This window comes from Spongiactinospora sp. 9N601 (genome assembly GCF_044326295.1).
Lineage (GTDB): Bacteria > Actinomycetota > Actinomycetes > Streptosporangiales > Streptosporangiaceae > Spongiactinospora > Spongiactinospora gelatinilytica.
Genome location: NZ_JBIRBB010000002.1, coordinates 249499 through 264831, shown reverse-complemented (window position 1 = coordinate 264831; position 15333 = coordinate 249499). Strand labels below are relative to the sequence as shown.

The 15333-nt window shown below is 70.9% G+C and carries 16 protein-coding genes; 4 read left to right on the top strand and 12 right to left on the bottom strand.

Annotation, left to right across the window (positions count from 1 at the left end):
- Nucleotides 1–323: 323 nt before the first annotated feature.
- The 8 genes from ACH34R_RS04775 to ACH34R_RS04740 form a co-directional block, all read right to left on the bottom strand.
- Nucleotides 324–1469 (bottom strand): acetyl-CoA C-acetyltransferase, encoded by a 1146-nt coding sequence (locus tag ACH34R_RS04775; RefSeq protein ID WP_397560052.1) that lies wholly within the window; start codon nucleotides 1467–1469, stop codon nucleotides 324–326.
- Nucleotides 1470–1541: 72 nt separating this feature from the next.
- Nucleotides 1542–1925: a hypothetical protein gene (locus ACH34R_RS04770; protein ID WP_397560051.1), complete on the bottom strand. Its 384-nt coding sequence runs from the start codon at nucleotides 1923–1925 to the stop codon at nucleotides 1542–1544.
- The gene (locus ACH34R_RS04765) at nucleotides 1922–3214 is read right to left on the bottom strand and encodes a hypothetical protein (protein ID WP_397560050.1); all 1293 of its coding nucleotides are present in this window, start codon (nucleotides 3212–3214) and stop codon (nucleotides 1922–1924) included. Before ACH34R_RS04765 ends, ACH34R_RS04770 begins: the two co-directional genes overlap by 4 nt.
- Nucleotides 3211–4269, bottom strand: a complete 1059-nt coding sequence (locus tag ACH34R_RS04760; protein ID WP_397560049.1) for a hypothetical protein — start codon at nucleotides 4267–4269, stop codon at nucleotides 3211–3213. Before ACH34R_RS04760 ends, ACH34R_RS04765 begins: the two co-directional genes overlap by 4 nt.
- 122 nt (nucleotides 4270–4391) lie before the next feature.
- Complete coding sequence (locus ACH34R_RS04755) at nucleotides 4392–5039, bottom strand: response regulator (RefSeq protein WP_397560048.1); 648 nt, start codon at nucleotides 5037–5039, stop codon at nucleotides 4392–4394.
- Nucleotides 5030–6724, bottom strand: a complete 1695-nt coding sequence (locus tag ACH34R_RS04750; RefSeq protein WP_397560047.1) for a sensor histidine kinase — start codon at nucleotides 6722–6724, stop codon at nucleotides 5030–5032. The genes ACH34R_RS04755 and ACH34R_RS04750 overlap by 10 nt, the downstream gene beginning before the upstream one ends.
- Nucleotides 6725–6770: 46 nt before the next feature.
- Nucleotides 6771–7637 (bottom strand): class F sortase, encoded by an 867-nt coding sequence (locus ACH34R_RS04745; protein ID WP_397560046.1) that lies wholly within the window; start codon nucleotides 7635–7637, stop codon nucleotides 6771–6773.
- Between the two features lie 15 nt (nucleotides 7638–7652).
- Nucleotides 7653–8084, bottom strand: a complete 432-nt coding sequence (locus ACH34R_RS04740) for a hypothetical protein (protein WP_397560045.1) — start codon at nucleotides 8082–8084, stop codon at nucleotides 7653–7655.
- A 22-nt stretch (nucleotides 8085–8106) separates the two neighbouring features.
- Here ACH34R_RS04740 and ACH34R_RS04735 point away from each other — a divergent pair, with 22 nt between their 5' ends.
- A complete protein-coding gene (locus tag ACH34R_RS04735) occupies nucleotides 8107–8418 on the top strand; it encodes a hypothetical protein (protein ID WP_397560044.1) in 312 nt (103 codons plus the stop codon).
- 297 nt (nucleotides 8419–8715) lie between these two features.
- On the opposite strand, the gene ACH34R_RS04730 is transcribed toward ACH34R_RS04735, so the two are convergent.
- Together ACH34R_RS04730 and ACH34R_RS04725 are read right to left on the bottom strand one after the other, a co-directional pair.
- Entirely contained in the window at nucleotides 8716–9534 is an 819-nt protein-coding gene (locus ACH34R_RS04730; protein WP_397560043.1) for a class F sortase, read from the bottom strand.
- On the bottom strand, nucleotides 9531–10805 hold the full coding sequence (locus ACH34R_RS04725; RefSeq protein ID WP_397560042.1) for a hypothetical protein: 1275 nt from the start codon (nucleotides 10803–10805) through the stop codon (nucleotides 9531–9533). Before ACH34R_RS04725 ends, ACH34R_RS04730 begins: the two co-directional genes overlap by 4 nt.
- A 203-nt stretch (nucleotides 10806–11008) precedes the next feature.
- On the opposite strand from ACH34R_RS04725, the gene ACH34R_RS04720 reads away from it, so the two are divergent.
- Nucleotides 11009–12160, top strand: coding sequence for an acyl-CoA dehydrogenase family protein (locus ACH34R_RS04720; protein ID WP_397560041.1), 1152 nt, complete (start codon nucleotides 11009–11011; stop codon nucleotides 12158–12160).
- Nucleotides 12161–12175: 15 nt separating this feature from the next.
- Here the strand turns inward: ACH34R_RS04720 and ACH34R_RS04715 are convergent, their stop codons facing one another.
- Together ACH34R_RS04715 and ACH34R_RS04710 are read right to left on the bottom strand one after the other, a co-directional pair.
- A complete protein-coding gene (locus ACH34R_RS04715) occupies nucleotides 12176–12607 on the bottom strand; it encodes a hypothetical protein (protein WP_397560040.1) in 432 nt (143 codons plus the stop codon).
- Between the two features lie 67 nt (nucleotides 12608–12674).
- A complete protein-coding gene (locus ACH34R_RS04710) occupies nucleotides 12675–13973 on the bottom strand; it encodes a YibE/F family protein (RefSeq protein WP_397560039.1) in 1299 nt (432 codons plus the stop codon).
- A 175-nt stretch (nucleotides 13974–14148) separates the two neighbouring features.
- On the opposite strand from ACH34R_RS04710, the gene ACH34R_RS04705 reads away from it, so the two are divergent.
- Nucleotides 14149–14316, top strand: coding sequence for a hypothetical protein (locus ACH34R_RS04705; RefSeq protein WP_397560038.1), 168 nt, complete (start codon nucleotides 14149–14151; stop codon nucleotides 14314–14316).
- A gap of 39 nt (nucleotides 14317–14355) precedes the next feature.
- Nucleotides 14356–15327, top strand: a complete 972-nt coding sequence (locus ACH34R_RS04700) for an SMI1/KNR4 family protein (protein ID WP_397560037.1) — start codon at nucleotides 14356–14358, stop codon at nucleotides 15325–15327.
- The last annotated feature ends 6 nt before the right edge of the window (nucleotides 15328–15333 follow it).

The following is a 15333-nucleotide window of genomic DNA, read 5'->3' as shown; positions in this document are numbered from 1 at the left end:
CGCTCAGCTTTCTGACCCCGTTTCTCCGACGCGGTAGCTGAGACCAGGCACGGTTCGACCTTTTCCGGTCGCCGCGTCGCCGTCCACTTCGAGGAGGTCCGCATATGCGCAATCGCCATGCCAGAAAGACCGGTAAGAACCCCGCCGTCCCACAGCGGGGCTACCCCAGGCAGACACCGATGCCCCGGATGCCACAGCGCCCGATCCAGCAGCCGCGCCGGCTGCCCAAGGGCCGCTAGACACCCGCAGGGCAGGCGCGGTGGCCCGGCTCCGGCTGGAGCGGAGTCCGGGTCACCCCGCCACTGGTGTCGCCCGTAATGGGTTCAGAGTCGTTCGATGATGGTCACGTTGGCCTGGCCGCCGCCCTCGCACATGGTCTGCAGGCCGTACCGGCCGCCCACGCGTTCGAGTTCGTGCAGCAGCTTGGTCATCAGGATCGCGCCGGTGCCGCCGAGCGGGTGGCCGAGGGCGATCGCCCCGCCGTTCGGGTTGGTGGTCGCGGGGTCCGCGCCGAGTTCGCGCAGCCAGGCCAGCGGGACCGGCGCGAACGCCTCGTTGATCTCGGTCACATCGATGTCGCCGATGGACAGCCCCGCCTTGGCCAGCGCCTTGCGGGTCGCCGGGATCGGCGCGGTCAGCATGTAGACCGGGTCGTCGCCGGTCAGGGCCAGCGTCACGATCCGGGCCCGGGGCGTCAGCCCGTGTTCGCGTACCGCCGCCGCTGAGGCGATCAGCAGCGCGCCCGCGCCGTCGGAGATCTGGCTGGCGGTGGCCGCGGTGATCACGCCGCCCTCACGCAGGGTCGAAAGCCCGGCCATCTTGTCCAGGGTGGTGTCCGGGCGCGGCCCCTCGTCGGCCTCGACGCCCGCGAGCGGCGCGATCTGCGTGCGGAAGTGGCCGTTGGCGATGGCCTTCGCCGCCCGCTGGTGGCTGTCGTAGGCGTACTGTTCCAGCTCCTCGCGGGTGAATCCCCACTTCTCGCACATCAGCTCCGCGCCGCGGAACTGCGAGATCTCCTGCGTGCCGTACCGGTCGGTCCAGCCCTTGCCGTACGGCGCCGGCATGCCCTGCTGCATGGCGAGGGTGACGCTCGACCCGATCGGTACCATGCTCATCGACTCCACGCCCGCCGCGACCACGAGATCCTGGGTGCCGGACAGCACGCCCTGCGCGGCGAAGTGGATCGCCTGCTGGGACGAGCCGCACTGGCGGTCGATCGTGACGCCCGCGACGCTCTCCGGCAGGCCCGCCGACAGCCAGGCGTTACGCGCGATGTCCACGCTCTGCGGGCCGATCTGCATGACACAGCCCATGATCACGTCGTCTACCGCCGCCGGGTCCACGCCGGTGCGTTCGACCAGCGCCCGCAGCGTGTGCGCGGCCAGATCGACCGGGTGTACGGCCGACAGCCCGCCCTTCTTCTTCCCCACCGGGGTACGGACCGCCCCGACGATGTACGCCTCTGCCACAGTGCCTCCCGACCGGTGCCGCCGATGCGACCGAGCATTGTTCGGTTTCTCTTCGGAGGCTACCACCCGGGCCTATCCGCTGATCAGCGCGCTCGCCCCCAGGGTCTCCTCGCCCGCCCTGCCCGTGACGCGGATGGAGAGCTGCCACACCCCGGTCATCGAGAACAGGTCGCCCTGGGCCAGGAAGCGGCCGGGGCCGGGCTTGCGCGCGGCGACCTCGGGCATCGCGTGGCCCATGGTCGGCATCACCGCGGAGAACGTGACGGCGTCCGCGTCGCCGGAATCGAGCAGGATCTCGACGGTGAAGTCGCGTTCGGCCGTCTTGTCGATCACCACGGTGACGCCGTAGTGCGTCCCGGTCGTGGTCACCCGGACCGGCTCGCCGCCACCCCGGCCGAGCACGAAGATCGTCACGGCGACGGCCACCAGGGCCGCCGCGATCAGCGCCTTCCTCATCGGGCGGACTCCCCCGTGACCTCCACCGTGAACGGCACGGTCACGATCCCGCCGGACGTGGCGTACTGCGCCCAGGCGAGATACCGCCCGGCCGTGGGAAAGGCGTAGGTGAAGCGCAGTCCCTGCGCGGAGACCTGCCCGGCCGGGCTCATCTCGTGCACGTGACCGAAGAACTCACCGTCCGCGCTGCGCACGATCAGGTGGCCGGCCATGCCGAGCCAGGGACGTACCGCGCCCGTCGGGCGGACCTCGATCGTCGCGGCCCGCCCGGCCACCGGTACGGCGGGCCGGGTCACCGCCGCGCCGGACCGCACCTCGGCGGTCTCGGGGCTCGCGGCCTCGCCGCCGACGGTGAAGCCCGCGGAGATGAGCTGCCCGCCGGAGTCCTCGCGCTCGAACTCGGTGTAGGTCCGGTAGCGGCCCGCCCGGTCGGCGCGCAGCCGGATCTCCAGCCGCCCCGGCGCGGTGCGCAGCGAGTGGACGTGCCGGAAGTAGCGGCCGTCCTCGCTGGTGACCACCACGTGGGCGAGCGCCTCGTGGTGGACGGTCAGGTCATCGACAGGGCTGCCGGTGGACCCGTCGAGCAGATCGATGCGCAAGGTGAACTCCTCCCCGGCCGCCGGTCGTTCCGGCAGCGTCGTCACCCGTCCCTGCACGTACGGCCGCCCGGCCTGCTGCTGGTCGGTCGCGGTGGGGGCGGCGCCGTCCGGCGGGCCCGTGGGGAGCTGCGGTTCGAGGATGACCATCATGGCCGCGACCGTGACCCCGGCCGCGGCGCCCGCCACCAGCAGGGCCGCCCGGCCCGGACGGGACAGCGCACCGGTCAGCAGGCCGCCGACCAGCACGACCCCGGCCGCGAACAGCCCCCCGTAGATCAGCAGCTCCCACATCGACCCGCGGTCCACCAGGACGCGGAACGGCACCACGGCGACCTCGCCGCCCGCCCGCAACGTCAGCTCGTGCGGGCCGGTCGTCTCCAACCGGAGCCGGGTGTACCGGTCGCCCGGCCCGGCCGTGAGCCGCCCGGTGACCGTACGGCCGTCGGCCACCGAACGCAGCTCCAGCGCGATCGGCAACTCGCCCGCCGCCTGGTAGGTCTCCACGCCGATCCGCAGCGGCCCCGGCACCTGCTCGGTCCCCTTGATCACCAGCGTCAGCTCCGCGCCGGCGATCGTCTGGGCGATCCGCAGATCCGCCCCCACCACGACGTTGTGCGCCGCGGCCGGGCCCGCGCCGGCCAGCAACAGCACGGCGGACAGACCGAGGACCAGGCAGAGCGCCCGGATCATGCCCGCTGGGCGTTGGGCAGCAACAGCGCCCCGAGGGCGAGCCCGATCAGCCCGGCGACGATCGGCGCGCCGGTCCACAGCTCAGGAACGGCCGGCAGCCTGCCCGCCGAGACCGAGGCCACCAGGATGTACAGCGCCCAGGTGGCGAAGGCCGACAGCCCGGCGAACGCCCAGTAGGCGCCGCGGCGCTCCGCCGATGGATTCAGCCACCGGATCAGCAGGTCGCTGACCAGGCCCCCGGCGACGAAGCCGAGCAGGATCGGCACGTTGTCAAAGGCGGTCTGCGCGCCCGGCATCAGGACCCCGACCAGGTACATGACGGTCACGCTGCCGAACGGCAGCCGCCACCGGCGCAGCAGGAACAGCACCGGGAGGAGCAGCACCGCGTTGGTGATCAAGATCGAGGAGGCCAGGTCGCCGGTCCGGGGACCCTCCATCTCGGAGAGCGCGGCGACGATGCCGCGCCCCTCCCACTGCATCGCGTTGCCGTAGGAGACGAACAGCGAGACCAGCGTGCCCGCCAGCGCCAGCCCGAGCAGCGCGGGGAACAACCGGCCGAGCGAGGGCCGCTCGGCGATGTCGGGCGCGTTCCACGCCGAACGCAACGGCGTGGTGAGAATGAGCAGCATCGTAGAGATCAGCCCCAGATGGGAGGGGCTGAACAGGATGTCGATCGTGGTCTCAATGCCGAGGAACGTGTGCCACATCATGTCCACGAAGCCGAACGCGGCGAACGCCGGAATGGCGACCAGCCCCGCCAGGTAGCCGGTCGGCACCGCCGCCAGCCCCTGCCGGCCCGCCCGGACGTTGCGCCACACCTGCCAGATGATCCACCCGGAGACGGCGGCGAAGCCGGAGTAGAACGCCGCGTGCCACGGGGTGAAGAACGTCTCCAGTTCGGCGAGGTTGCTGTGCGCCCACGCGTCGATCATCAGACCGATGCCGAACCAGACCCCCAGCAACGCCGTGACCAGGTCCGTCCGCGCCGAGACCCATGTCCGCGGCTCCCCCGAATCGATCACCATCCGCCGTAAGCCGGCGTTTGCCACTGCCACGGTCAAGACTCCCTTCGTCGCCTGCATCCTCCCCCGTGCCGCCCACACGCGGAAGCCGGGCAACCGCACCGGGAAAGGTACGGGTAACCGCACCTTCCGCATTGCGTGTCCGCAGGTGATCGTCAGGCGTTCAGGTAGCGCAGTACGGCGAGCACCCGCCGGTGGTCGTGCGGCCCGGCGGTGAGGCCGAGCTTGCCGAAGATGCTCGTGCAGTGCTTCTCCACCGTGCGCTCGGCGATGGCCAGCCGTTCGGAGATGGCCAGGTTGGTCCGGCCTTCGGCCATCAGGCGTAGTACGTCGCGCTCCCGCCCGGTGAGCCGGCTCAACGGGTCGTCGGGCTGGCTGTGCCTGCTCACCAGCCGCTCGACCACCACGGGATCCAGCGCCGACCCGCCCGAGCCCACCCGGCGGATCGCCGCCGCGAACTCCGCCAGGTCGGAGACGCGGTCCTTGAGCAGGTAGCCGATGCCCTCCACGCCGCCTTCGAGGAGTTCGACCGCGTAGCTGACCCGCACGTACTGGGAGAGCACCAAGACCCCGACCTCCGGATGACGCCGGCGCAGGGTCAGCGCGGCGCGCAGTCCCTCGTCGGTGTGCGTGGGCGGCAGCCGGATGTCCAGGATGGCCACGTCGGGCGGGTTCGCCGCGACGCTGGCCAGCAGCTTGTCGGCGTCGTCCACGGCCGTGACGACCTGGTACCCGGCCTCGGCCAGCAGCCGGGTCATGCCTTCCCGGAACAGGGCGGAATCCTCGCAGATCGCTACTCGCACGGCAGCTCCACCATGATCACTGTGCCCCGGCCGGGCGGGCTGACCAGCGTCAGCCGGCCGCCGTTGGCCTCGGCGCGGTGGTTGAGGCCCTCCAGCCCCGAACCGAGGGCCGGGTCCGCGCCGCCGCGCCCGTCGTCGCCGATCTCCACCACGAACCGCCCGGTGCCGCGGGCCAGCCGTACCCAGGCCCGGCTCGCCCCCGCATGCTTGGTCACGTTGGCCAGCCCTTCGTTGACGATGTAGTAGGCCGCGCTCTCGACCGCCTGCGGCAGCGGCCCGGCCATCTCGATCACGCACTCGACCGGCACCGGCGCGACGGCGGCCAGCTCCTTGACCGCGCCGGGCAGGCCGCGCTCGGTCAGCACAGGCGGGTGGATGCCGTGGCTGACCGCCCGCAGGTCGTCCAGCGCGCCGAGCACCGCGTACTTCGCCTCGCCGACCAGCGCCCGCGCCCGCGCCGGATCGGTGGTCGCCTCGGCCAGCCCGAGGGTCATCGCGACCGACAACAGCCGCTGCTGGACGCCGTCGTGCAGGTCGCGTTCGATCCTGCGGCGTTCGGCCTCGCCCCACTGGAGCATCCGCGCCCGCGACGCCGCGAGCTGCCGCACCCGCGCCCGCAGGTCGGCGGTGAGCCGTTCGTTCTCCAGCGCGAGGGCCGCCGCCGCGCACGCGGCGTCGACCAGCAGCGGCTGTTCCAGCAGCGCCGCGTCGTGCAGGAGCACGGCCAGCCGCGCCTCCCCCTGATCGACGCGGGTCATCACCCGGCCGCTGCCCCGTGGCGGCGGCAGCGTGACCGGGTTGCCGTCGGCGTCGACGTACCGGCCCTGGTCGGCCATCCAGTAGGCGACCTTGAGCGTGGGGTCCTTCAGGGTGGCCGCGAGCGCGCTCTCCAGGCCGTCCCGCTGCCGCCTGCCGCGCAGCCGTACGACGAGGTCGGCGACCCTGCCCCGGTCGATCCGGCCCCGCATCATGCTGCCCAGATAGGCGATCGGCACCCCCACGAACGCCCCGAACAGCGAATCGGCGGGAAACCCCAGGGCGACGATGTCGCAGACGTTGAGCACCCGGTCGGCCATGAACGCCATCGTGGCGACCATCGAGGCGGCCACCACCGGCGTCACGGCCCGCCGCTGGGCGGCGGTGCCCTCCAGCCAGCGCACCGCCGCGAGCCCGATCACCGCCACGCCCGCCGCGATGATCAGACCCCAGGAGGTGCGGTCCACGAACGTCACGATCGTGTGCCACGGCTCCTCCGGCCGCAGCTCGGCGAACACCGACGCGCCCGGGATGCAGAGCGACTCCGCGTAGGCGATGCCGACCACGATCCTGGCCGGCAGGCCGTCCAGCCGCCCGGTGGGAAAGGCCAGGAACAGGTGACAGGCGACGCCCGCCCACAGGCCGACGCCCAGATCGAGCAGGTCCAAGGCCCCGTGCTGCTCGCCGAGGGCGAACTTGAACTGCTGCGGAATCCAGGCCACGCCAAGGGCGACCATCAGCGGGCCGACCCGGTTGTGCGGGTGGCCGCGCCACGCCACGACCCCCGCGTAGATGAACGACATGCCCACCAGCAGGCCCATCCCCCAGGCCGGGGATCGCCACAGATCGGGTAACTCCACTATCGACAACCAGGCCGCCGCCGCGACGGCGGCCAGCATCGAGGTGCTGATGGTGGGCCGCCTGCTCATCGTTCACCCCTGCCGGGGATTCTAAAGCTTCGCGCGCCGCGGATGCCTAGGAAGCGCGGGAAATGCGGTGGCTGCTGGTCAGGGTGGCGTAAACGATGACGTTGTCGGTGTAATGGCCGGTGACGCGGTTGTAGGTGCCGCCGCAGGTGATCAGGTGGAGCTGGGCGTTGTCCCGGTCGCCGTACACGCGCTGGGTGGGGAAGGTCCGCTTGTCCGCCTGCTCGACGCCGCCCACCGTGAACACCGCGACCGTACCGTCCTGGCGGTGCACCTCGATCTGGTCGCCGTAGCGCAGCTCGGGCAGCCGGCTGAACACCGCGCTGCGGGTGGCGGTGTCCTTGTGCCCCAGCATGATCGACGGCCCGGCCTGGCCCGCCGTGGGGCCGAGGCGGTACCAGCCCACCAGGTTGGGGTTGTTGGCGGGGGGCACCTGGATCGTGCCGTCCTTGGCCAGGCCCACGGAGCTGATCGGGGCGTTGACCTTCAGTTTCTTGATGACCAGCCGCTTGGGGGTGGACGGCTGCATCGGCGGGGCCGGGGTGATCGGCGGCAGCGGTGGCGGCACGCTGGGCGCGGCCTGGAAGAACTCGCCCGCCGCCGACGGCTGGACCTTGGCCGGAAGCTGCGTGCGGCCGTCGGACAGGTTGTAGGCGGCGGGATCGGTCAGCATGAAGACCAGGCCGACCACCACGGTGACCACTCCGGCCACCGCGGCCAGCACAAGGATCGAGAACAGCGCCCGGCCGCCGTCCTTCTTGGGCGGCTCGGGGGGGTGCGGCGGAGACGGCGGGGTGTAGTAGACCTGTCCCGGCTGCGCGTAGTACTGCTGCGGCTGGCCGTAGGGGACGGGCTGGCCTGGGTGGGGATAACCGCTCTGCTGCGGATATCCCTCCTCCGGAGGCTGGGTCGTCACCGCCGGCCCGCCCGATCAGCCCTTGGACGCCTGGGCCCGGCGGCGCATGAACAACCCGCCGACCCCCGCACCCAGCACCAGAACCGAGCCCACCAGCACGAACATCCGCCCGTCCGGCCCCATCTCGCCACCGCCTCCAGTGGCCGCGCCGTCCTTGGGGGTCTTGTCGATCTGGGTGTCCGCCGTGATCGTCGCCGTCCTGGTGTTGGTCTTCTTGGGCGTCGGGGAGGGCGTGTCGGAGGGGGTGGGGGTCGGGGCGGTGGGGGTGCCGGACGGCGTGCCGGCCGCGCCGATGGGGAGGTTCAGGGACGGGCCCACACCGGAGCAGTTGTAGTAGACGGTGTTGGAGCCGGTGCCCGCCTTGAGGACGAAGCCCCCGCCTTGGATGGCGAGCGTGCCGGAGGCGGTGGGTTGCAGGACCACGGCCATCGACGTGGGAATCGGCATCGGGCTGCCTGATGGGACGGCTGTGGCGACCACGACGGCACCCGTCGCGGTGGGAGTGGAACTGGCGATCGGGCCGCTGGCCGACACGGTGCCCTGCGCCACGACCGTCGCGTTCGCGGAGATGGACGCGGGGGCGGGCAGCGGAGTGCTGCTGTTCGTGGGAGTGACCGTGGGCGATGGCGTCGCCGTTGACGTGGCGGTCGGGGAGGCCGAGCCGCCGATCCGCCAGGTGATGGTCACCGCCGTGTTCGGGGAGGGGGTGCCGGAGGGGCCCACCAGTTCCATCGGGAACGTCACGGTGGTCGGTTGGCCGTTGGGAGGCGTACAGGAGTAGACGACATCGATCGGCGTAGCCAGGGCGGGGATCGCTCCGAAGATGAGACCTCCCCCGATGGCTCCCAGGGCGGCGGTCTTCAGGGCGACGCGACGCCGCGCCTTGGACTTCAGCACTGTCCCGTTCTCCGTTTCGATGCGGTCTACCGGGCCGACAGGCGCACCAGCATGCCAGTCATTACTGATGTTTCGACTCAGATCCTATGAACAGTTCATGAGAATCTGCACCCATATGCCGAAATCGGGCATAGATTCAGTCTCGCAACGGTAGATCGTCACGAGCGGTGATCGCGCCGTCTCAGCGGGTCCGCTTGGAGAGGGTCGCGTAGACGATGATGTTGTCCGTATAGCTGTGCCGGCGGGGGTCATAAATGCCGCCGCAGGTGATCAGGCGCAGGCTGGCGTCGTTGAGGTTGCTGTAGACCCGGGCGGTCGGGAACCGCGCCTTGCGGATCTTCTCCACGCCGTCCACGGTGAACTCCAGGACCTTGCCGTCCGTCCGGGTGACCCGGATCTTCTGCCCGCGCTTGACCTGGTGCAGGCGGGCGAAGACGGCGGGGCCCTGCCGGTTGTTCACATGACCGAGGATCACGGCCGGGCCGATCTGGCCGGGCACCGGGCCGTGCTGGTACCACCCGGCCAGTTTGGGCTTGCTCAGCGGCGGGACGGCGATCTCGCGGTTCTTCTGGACGCCGAGCGACATGAGCCCGGCGGAGACCCCGATGGCCGGGATGGAGATCTTCGTCGGGCGGGTCCGCGCGTCGGTACGGACCGGCGGCGGGGCCTTGACCGACGGCATCGGCGGCGGTGCGGCCGGTTCGGCGGCGGTGAGCGGCACGCCGGGGCCGCCAGGCCCGACGGTGGGCAGCATCGCAGGCTCGGCGGCCTGCTGGACGACGTCCGCGGCGGGCCTGTCCTGCTGCTGTGGCACGGGGGCGGCGGCCAGGACACCCTCTTGCGTCCGGTCCGGCTCGACGGGCGGGGCGAGGTACGTGAGCAGACCGGCCACGATCGCCGCGATCCCGCCGAGCGACCCGGCCACGAGCACGGCGGGCAGAGCAGCCGCCCGCAGCCGCTCTTTGGCCCCCTTACCGCCAGGGTGCGGTGGTGCGGTCACTGCCCGGCTCCGACATGCGCTGCCCTGCGTCTGCGCAGCGCCACACCACCCATGATCGCGCCCGCCAGCATGGCGGAACCCGCCCCGATCAACGCCGCTCCAGAGGGCGGCACGGGCGACTCTCCGGTCTGCGGAGCGCCTACCGGGGTGATCTCGACCTGCGGGGTCGCGGTGGCGGTCACCGTCCGGGTGCTGGTGGGGGCGGGGCTCGGCGACGCCGTGACAGTGGCGGTCGCCGTGGTGGTGGGAGTGGACTGGCCGCCGTTGCCGTTCTGGCCGCCGTTGTTGGTGTTGGTGCTGCTGGGGGTCGGAGTGTGGGGGGTCGGCGACGGCTGGTCGCCTACGGTGATCCTGAAGGTCACGTTCTTCTGGACGGGCGTGCAGACCGCGCGGAACATCGACGGCGGGGCCTTGAACTCCTGCGTCACCACCTTGAAGGCGTCCACAATGGCCCACTTTGCTTCGAGGTTCTTGACGGTGAGCTTGTGGTCCATCTGGTAGGGCAGGTCGCGCACCTTCCACAAGGTGTGGCCGCCGATGTTCTCTCCGGTGACCGGCGAGTTGTCCTCGTTCTTGGACGGATCGGCCTTCTCAACAGGCCGGTCGTCGATCTCGAACTCCAGGGGACCTGCCCGATGGTCCCGCTCGGTGATGAAGTCCACGCCAGTGCCCGCGAAGGTCAACGCCACGCTGGCGTTCTGCTGCTCGGTCCCGTGTACGTCCTGGCCGATGTTGTTGAGCGGCGGCTTGCGGTCGTTGAAGTCTTGCCAAGCCGGGAGGTACTGCAAGCTGGGATCGTCGTCGTTGATCGTCTTCTCGCCGACGGCCGGGGTGAAGTCCACCACGAGCTTTCGCGGCGTGATCCTGATCTCGCCCGGCTTGGTCGCGCCCACCTCGCCCGTCACCAGGGACGGCGGTGCCAGCGGGTCGCCCTTCTTCAGCGCGAACTGCTTGAGGGAGCCCTCGGCCACGTCCCTGCCGCGCCACGGCCCCTCGATGTGCAGGGTGCCCCTGGCCGACAGCACCGACCCCGTCAGCTGCTCATCCGGCGCGGTGAAGGCCGTCTGGTCGCGGTAGGCGATGGCCCATTTCACATCGATGGGCCGCCCCACGCTCATCGTGGTCGGCGCGGTGACCGTCACCCTCAGCTTCGTGCCCTGGCCGATACCGCCAGTGCAGTTGTAGTCCAGATCCACGCCTACCGTGTTGGCCTCGGCCGGGGTACTGGATATCGCGAACAGGCCCCCGCCCACCAGGCTTAACGCCGACATGAGGATGGCCTTACGCAGCCCTGCTCCCGACCCGCTCACCGCACACTCCGATCACAAGTCCCAGAAAAGCGTACTGAGCGGGCGAACGCCGCCGAGGTCGATTTCCGCACTGTGGCGCACTTGTGATGTCCACCGGAACCTGTACCACGGCGCGAATAGAACACTATTCTGTTAGACAGGAGCGGGCATACAGGAGGCGAAGCATGCGACGTGACCTCTACGACGAGGAACACCTGCTCTTCCAAGAGACCGTCAGAGACTTCCTGGCCCGCGAGGTCGTACCGCACCACGCCCAGTGGGAGAAGGACGGCATCGTCCCCCGCGAGGTCTGGAAGAAGGCCGGCGAGCTGGGCATGTTCGGCTTCTCGGTGCCCGAGGAGTACGGCGGTGCGGGCATCACCGACTTCCGCTACAACATGGTGATCGTCGAGGAGATCATCAGGGTCGGCGCCACCGGTCTCGGCTTCGGCCTGCACAACGACATCGTGGCCCCCTACCTGGTGAACCTGACCGACGACGAACAGAAACAACGCTGGCTGCCCGGGTTCGTGTCCGGTGAGCTGGTGACCGCCATCGCGATGACCGAACCCGCCGCGGGCAGTGACCTCCAGGGCATCCGCGCCACCGCGATCAGGGCGGACGGCGCGGACCACTACCTGCTCAACGGCCAGAAGACCTTCATCACCAACGGGATCAACGCCGACCTCGTCATCGTGGCCGCCAAGACCGACCCGAAGGCCGGGGCCAAGGGCACCACGCTGCTGGTGGCGGAACGCGGCATGGACGGCTTTACTCGGGGCCGGAACCTGGAGAAGGTCGGCATGCACGCCCAGGACACCGCCGAGCTGTACTTCGACAACGTCAGGGTGCCGGTGGCCAACCGGCTCGGCGACCGGGACGGCCAGGGGTTCGTCCAGCTCATGCGCAATCTTCCGCAGGAGCGGGTGTCCATCGCGGTGGCGGGGGTGGCCGCGGCCGAGACCGTGCTGGAGAGCACGATCGAATACTGCAAGACCCGCACGGCGTTCGGCCACAACCTGGGCGGCTTCCAGAACACCCGGTTCGTGCTCGCCGAACTGGCCACCGAAGTGGAGATCGCCCGGCACTACCTGGACAAGTGCGTCCTGGCGCTCAACGCCGGGCGGCTCGACGCCGTGGACGCGGCCAAGGCCAAGTGGTGGACCACCGAGTTGCAGAACAAGGTCATCGACCGCTGCCTGCAACTCCACGGCGGGTACGGCTACATGCAGGAGTATCCGGTCGCCAAGGCGTGGCTGGACAGCCGGGTGCAGACGATCTACGGCGGCACCACCGAGATCATGAAGGAGATCATCGGCCGTTCCTTCGGCTTCTAGCGCGGCGATCGGGGCCTAACGCACCTCGCGCAGGATGCGCGACCGCCTCGGGCACCAGATGCGGCCGGGCAGGAACGTGTCGCCCACCTCGGCGAGCCGCCGTTCGACCTCGGCCGGCGGCGCGTCGCACGATCGGCTGCCGCGGGCGATGAAGGTGATCGAGTGGGGGTCGTAGTGCCAGCTCCACTTGTCGTTGTGCGGCACGCGGACCTTCACGATCCAGCCCTTGACGTGCGGGTCGGCGTCCGTCGCGCCGCTCAGCAGGTCTCTGGCGTGCTGGATCTTGGCGGGCTCGACGAGCTTGATGACCCACTTGCCGGGGTGCGGCGGATAGTCGAACTCGAAGTACGCCTTCACCTCCGCGCCGGCCGGTGGGGCGAGCGTGCCGGCCAGCACGAGCGCCGCGAGCGCGGCACCGGCCCTGCCTGCGATACGTCGCACGGACATGCGGAAGCCTCCTCGAACCGTCACCACCATGAGTACCCGATCATATTCGGAGAGTGACGGTCGTCGGCTATAGCCCCCGGGTGAGCTCGCCGTTGCCGCGCGCCCTGCCGTACCCGGTGCGGCGGTGGCGGGCGGAGCGGGGGACGTGCCGGTCGTGGCCGGTTTCATCGTGGTCGGTTTCGTGGTGATCCGTACCGGCCGCCCGGCGGGTGGCGGTGAAGGCCGCGAGGGCCGTGGTGATCGGTACGGCGGCGATCAGGCCGATGGTGCCGACCACGCTGCGGACGATCTCCTGCACGATGACCGGGGTGTTGACGATTTCGCCGAGCGGCTGCCGGCCGACGCTGATGAGCAGCAGCAACGGCAGCGACGCGCCCGCGTACGCCAGGATGATGGTGTTGATCACCGAGGCGATGTGCGCCCGGCCCACCCGCGCCCCGGCGCGGTAGAGCTGCCGCACGGTGTAGCCGGGGTTGGCGTGCGCGAGTTCGGCGACCGTGACGGCCTGGGTGACGGTGACGTCGTCGAGCACGCCGAGCGAGCCGATGATGATGCTGGCCAGCAGCAGCCCCTGGGTGTTGATCTGGAGGCTCATGTCCAGGTTGAAGGAGCTCTCGTCGGTGATCCCGTTGAGGTGGGCGATCCCGATCGCCGCCAACGCGAGCACACCGGTGAGGGTCAGGCTGAGCAGCGTGCCCATCACCGCCATGGACGTGCGCACGCTGAACCCGTGCGTGAGGTACAGCACGGTCAGCATGATCGCCGCCGCCCCGACGACGGCCACCAGCAGCGGCTGATGCCCCTCCAGGATCGCCGGGATGACGAACATCAGCAGCAGCACGAACGTGATCGCCAGCCCGGCCAGCGCGCTCACTCCGCGCCACCGGCCGAAGGCGATCACCGCCAGCGCGAACGCCGCGCCCAGCAGCCCGAGCGGCAGCGAACGGTCGTGGTCGGAGATCTGGTACGGCGACGCGCCCAGTTTCTCGTCGCCGGGCGTGTGGAGGAGCACGATGTCGTCGCCCGCCGAGAAGACCTGCGCGCCCGGCCCGCTGGGCAGCGCCACGGTGATGCTCTCGCCCTGCTGCGGCCCTCCGGTCAGTTCGACTGCGGCGTCGCCGCAGGTGGCCGGGTCGGGCGTGGGCTGCTGTCCGGGCGCCTGCCCGTCCGGGGGCGGCTCCTCCTGGCAGGGCTTCAGGGTGACCGCGGCGATCGTGCCGGTCACCCGCTCGGGGGCGGGGCCCGCCTCCGGTACGGCGCCGGCCGAGCCGCCCGGCCAGAGCCAGACCAGCGCGGCGAGGGTGGCCAGCGCCAGCGGGACGATCACGGCCAAGGTGGCGATCACCGCGCCACGGGAAGCGGGCACGGCGGGGCCGTGCGAATGGTCAGCGCCCATGATCCGGTGGAAGGCCCTCCCCTAGCTCTCGGACTAGAGAAGTACCACACCGGGCGTCCGGCTTCGTACCGATTCACCACGATGGACTGCGGTCACCGGCCCCGGATTCCCCACGCGGGCGGCCGGGAGGGCGCATACTGGTCGTGTGGCGATCGACAGCGGTCTCATCCTGCTGGTGTTCCTGGCGCTGCTGTTCGCCTGGGGCCTCAACAGAGTGCGCCGGATGCTGCGCCTCGGGCCGCTCGCCTACGGCGGTGTCATGATCGTCTTCATCATCGTCGTGCTGGCCATCTGGACCCAGACCTTCCGCTGACCCGACGGCGGTCCGCCGCGCCCGGATAGTGTGCCCGACATGAGCCGCAAATCCGGCTTATCGGGCAGGCGCGGTATCGGGGCCGCCCTCGCCGTCACCCTGCTCACTGGAACCTGCACCGCCGCCGCCGGCCCGATGGCCCACGGACTGGTCGCGTGCGGCATCGTCTCCGACGGCACCACGGTCTCGCTCACCTGCGAAGGCCCCGACGGCAGGCGCGATCGGAAGGCCGAGGCCGCGTTCCGGGCCAGGAGTCTCACTCCGGAGCAGGCCCGGGCCGCCGGCTGCCTGCCCGTCCATTTCACGGAAGGCGGCGGGCTCACCACCTCCGAAACGATCGGGCCGATCGCGAACGCCGAGCCGACGTTCACGCTGCCGGTGCGGCCGATCGACCCGCAGGTGTCCGCACGGATCAACGCCGCCTGGGACCGGATCGAACGCCGGCTCGCCGCGAACGCGCCGACCACGCTGGGCAAGCTCGGCCGTCCCGCCACCGAGCAGCAGATCGCCGCCTGGGAGCACGACAACGCCAACCGGCTCCCCGACGACCTGCGCGCCTCCCTGCTCCGCCACGACGGGGCGGACGACGGCTTCGGCTCAGGCTTCCGGGTGCCCCCGGAGCACCGCCTGGCGGGCCTTTCCGGCATCACCGAGATGCACCGCGCCAACTGCCGGGACCTGGTGGTGGACGGACCGCCGGAGGCCGCCGACCCGCTCACCGGCTCATGGCACGGCAGCCTGGTGCCGTTCGCGGCGGGCGGCAGCCGTCAGCTCTTCCTCCGCCCGGGCGACGGCCGGATCGGCGTGAAGAAGTGGAATGCGAACGTGCGCTACGACGGGCCGACGGGCTGGACGTCCTATCTGGCGCTGCTGGAGGCGGTCGCGGGCGCGCTGGAGTCCGGTACGGCGCTGCACGGCCTGTACCCCGTCGTCATCCGCTGCGAACTGCACTGGGCCGACCGGCCCGCCGCCGCCCCGCCCGCCGGGTGCGCGGACGCGCCCGGAAGCTGACCCGCC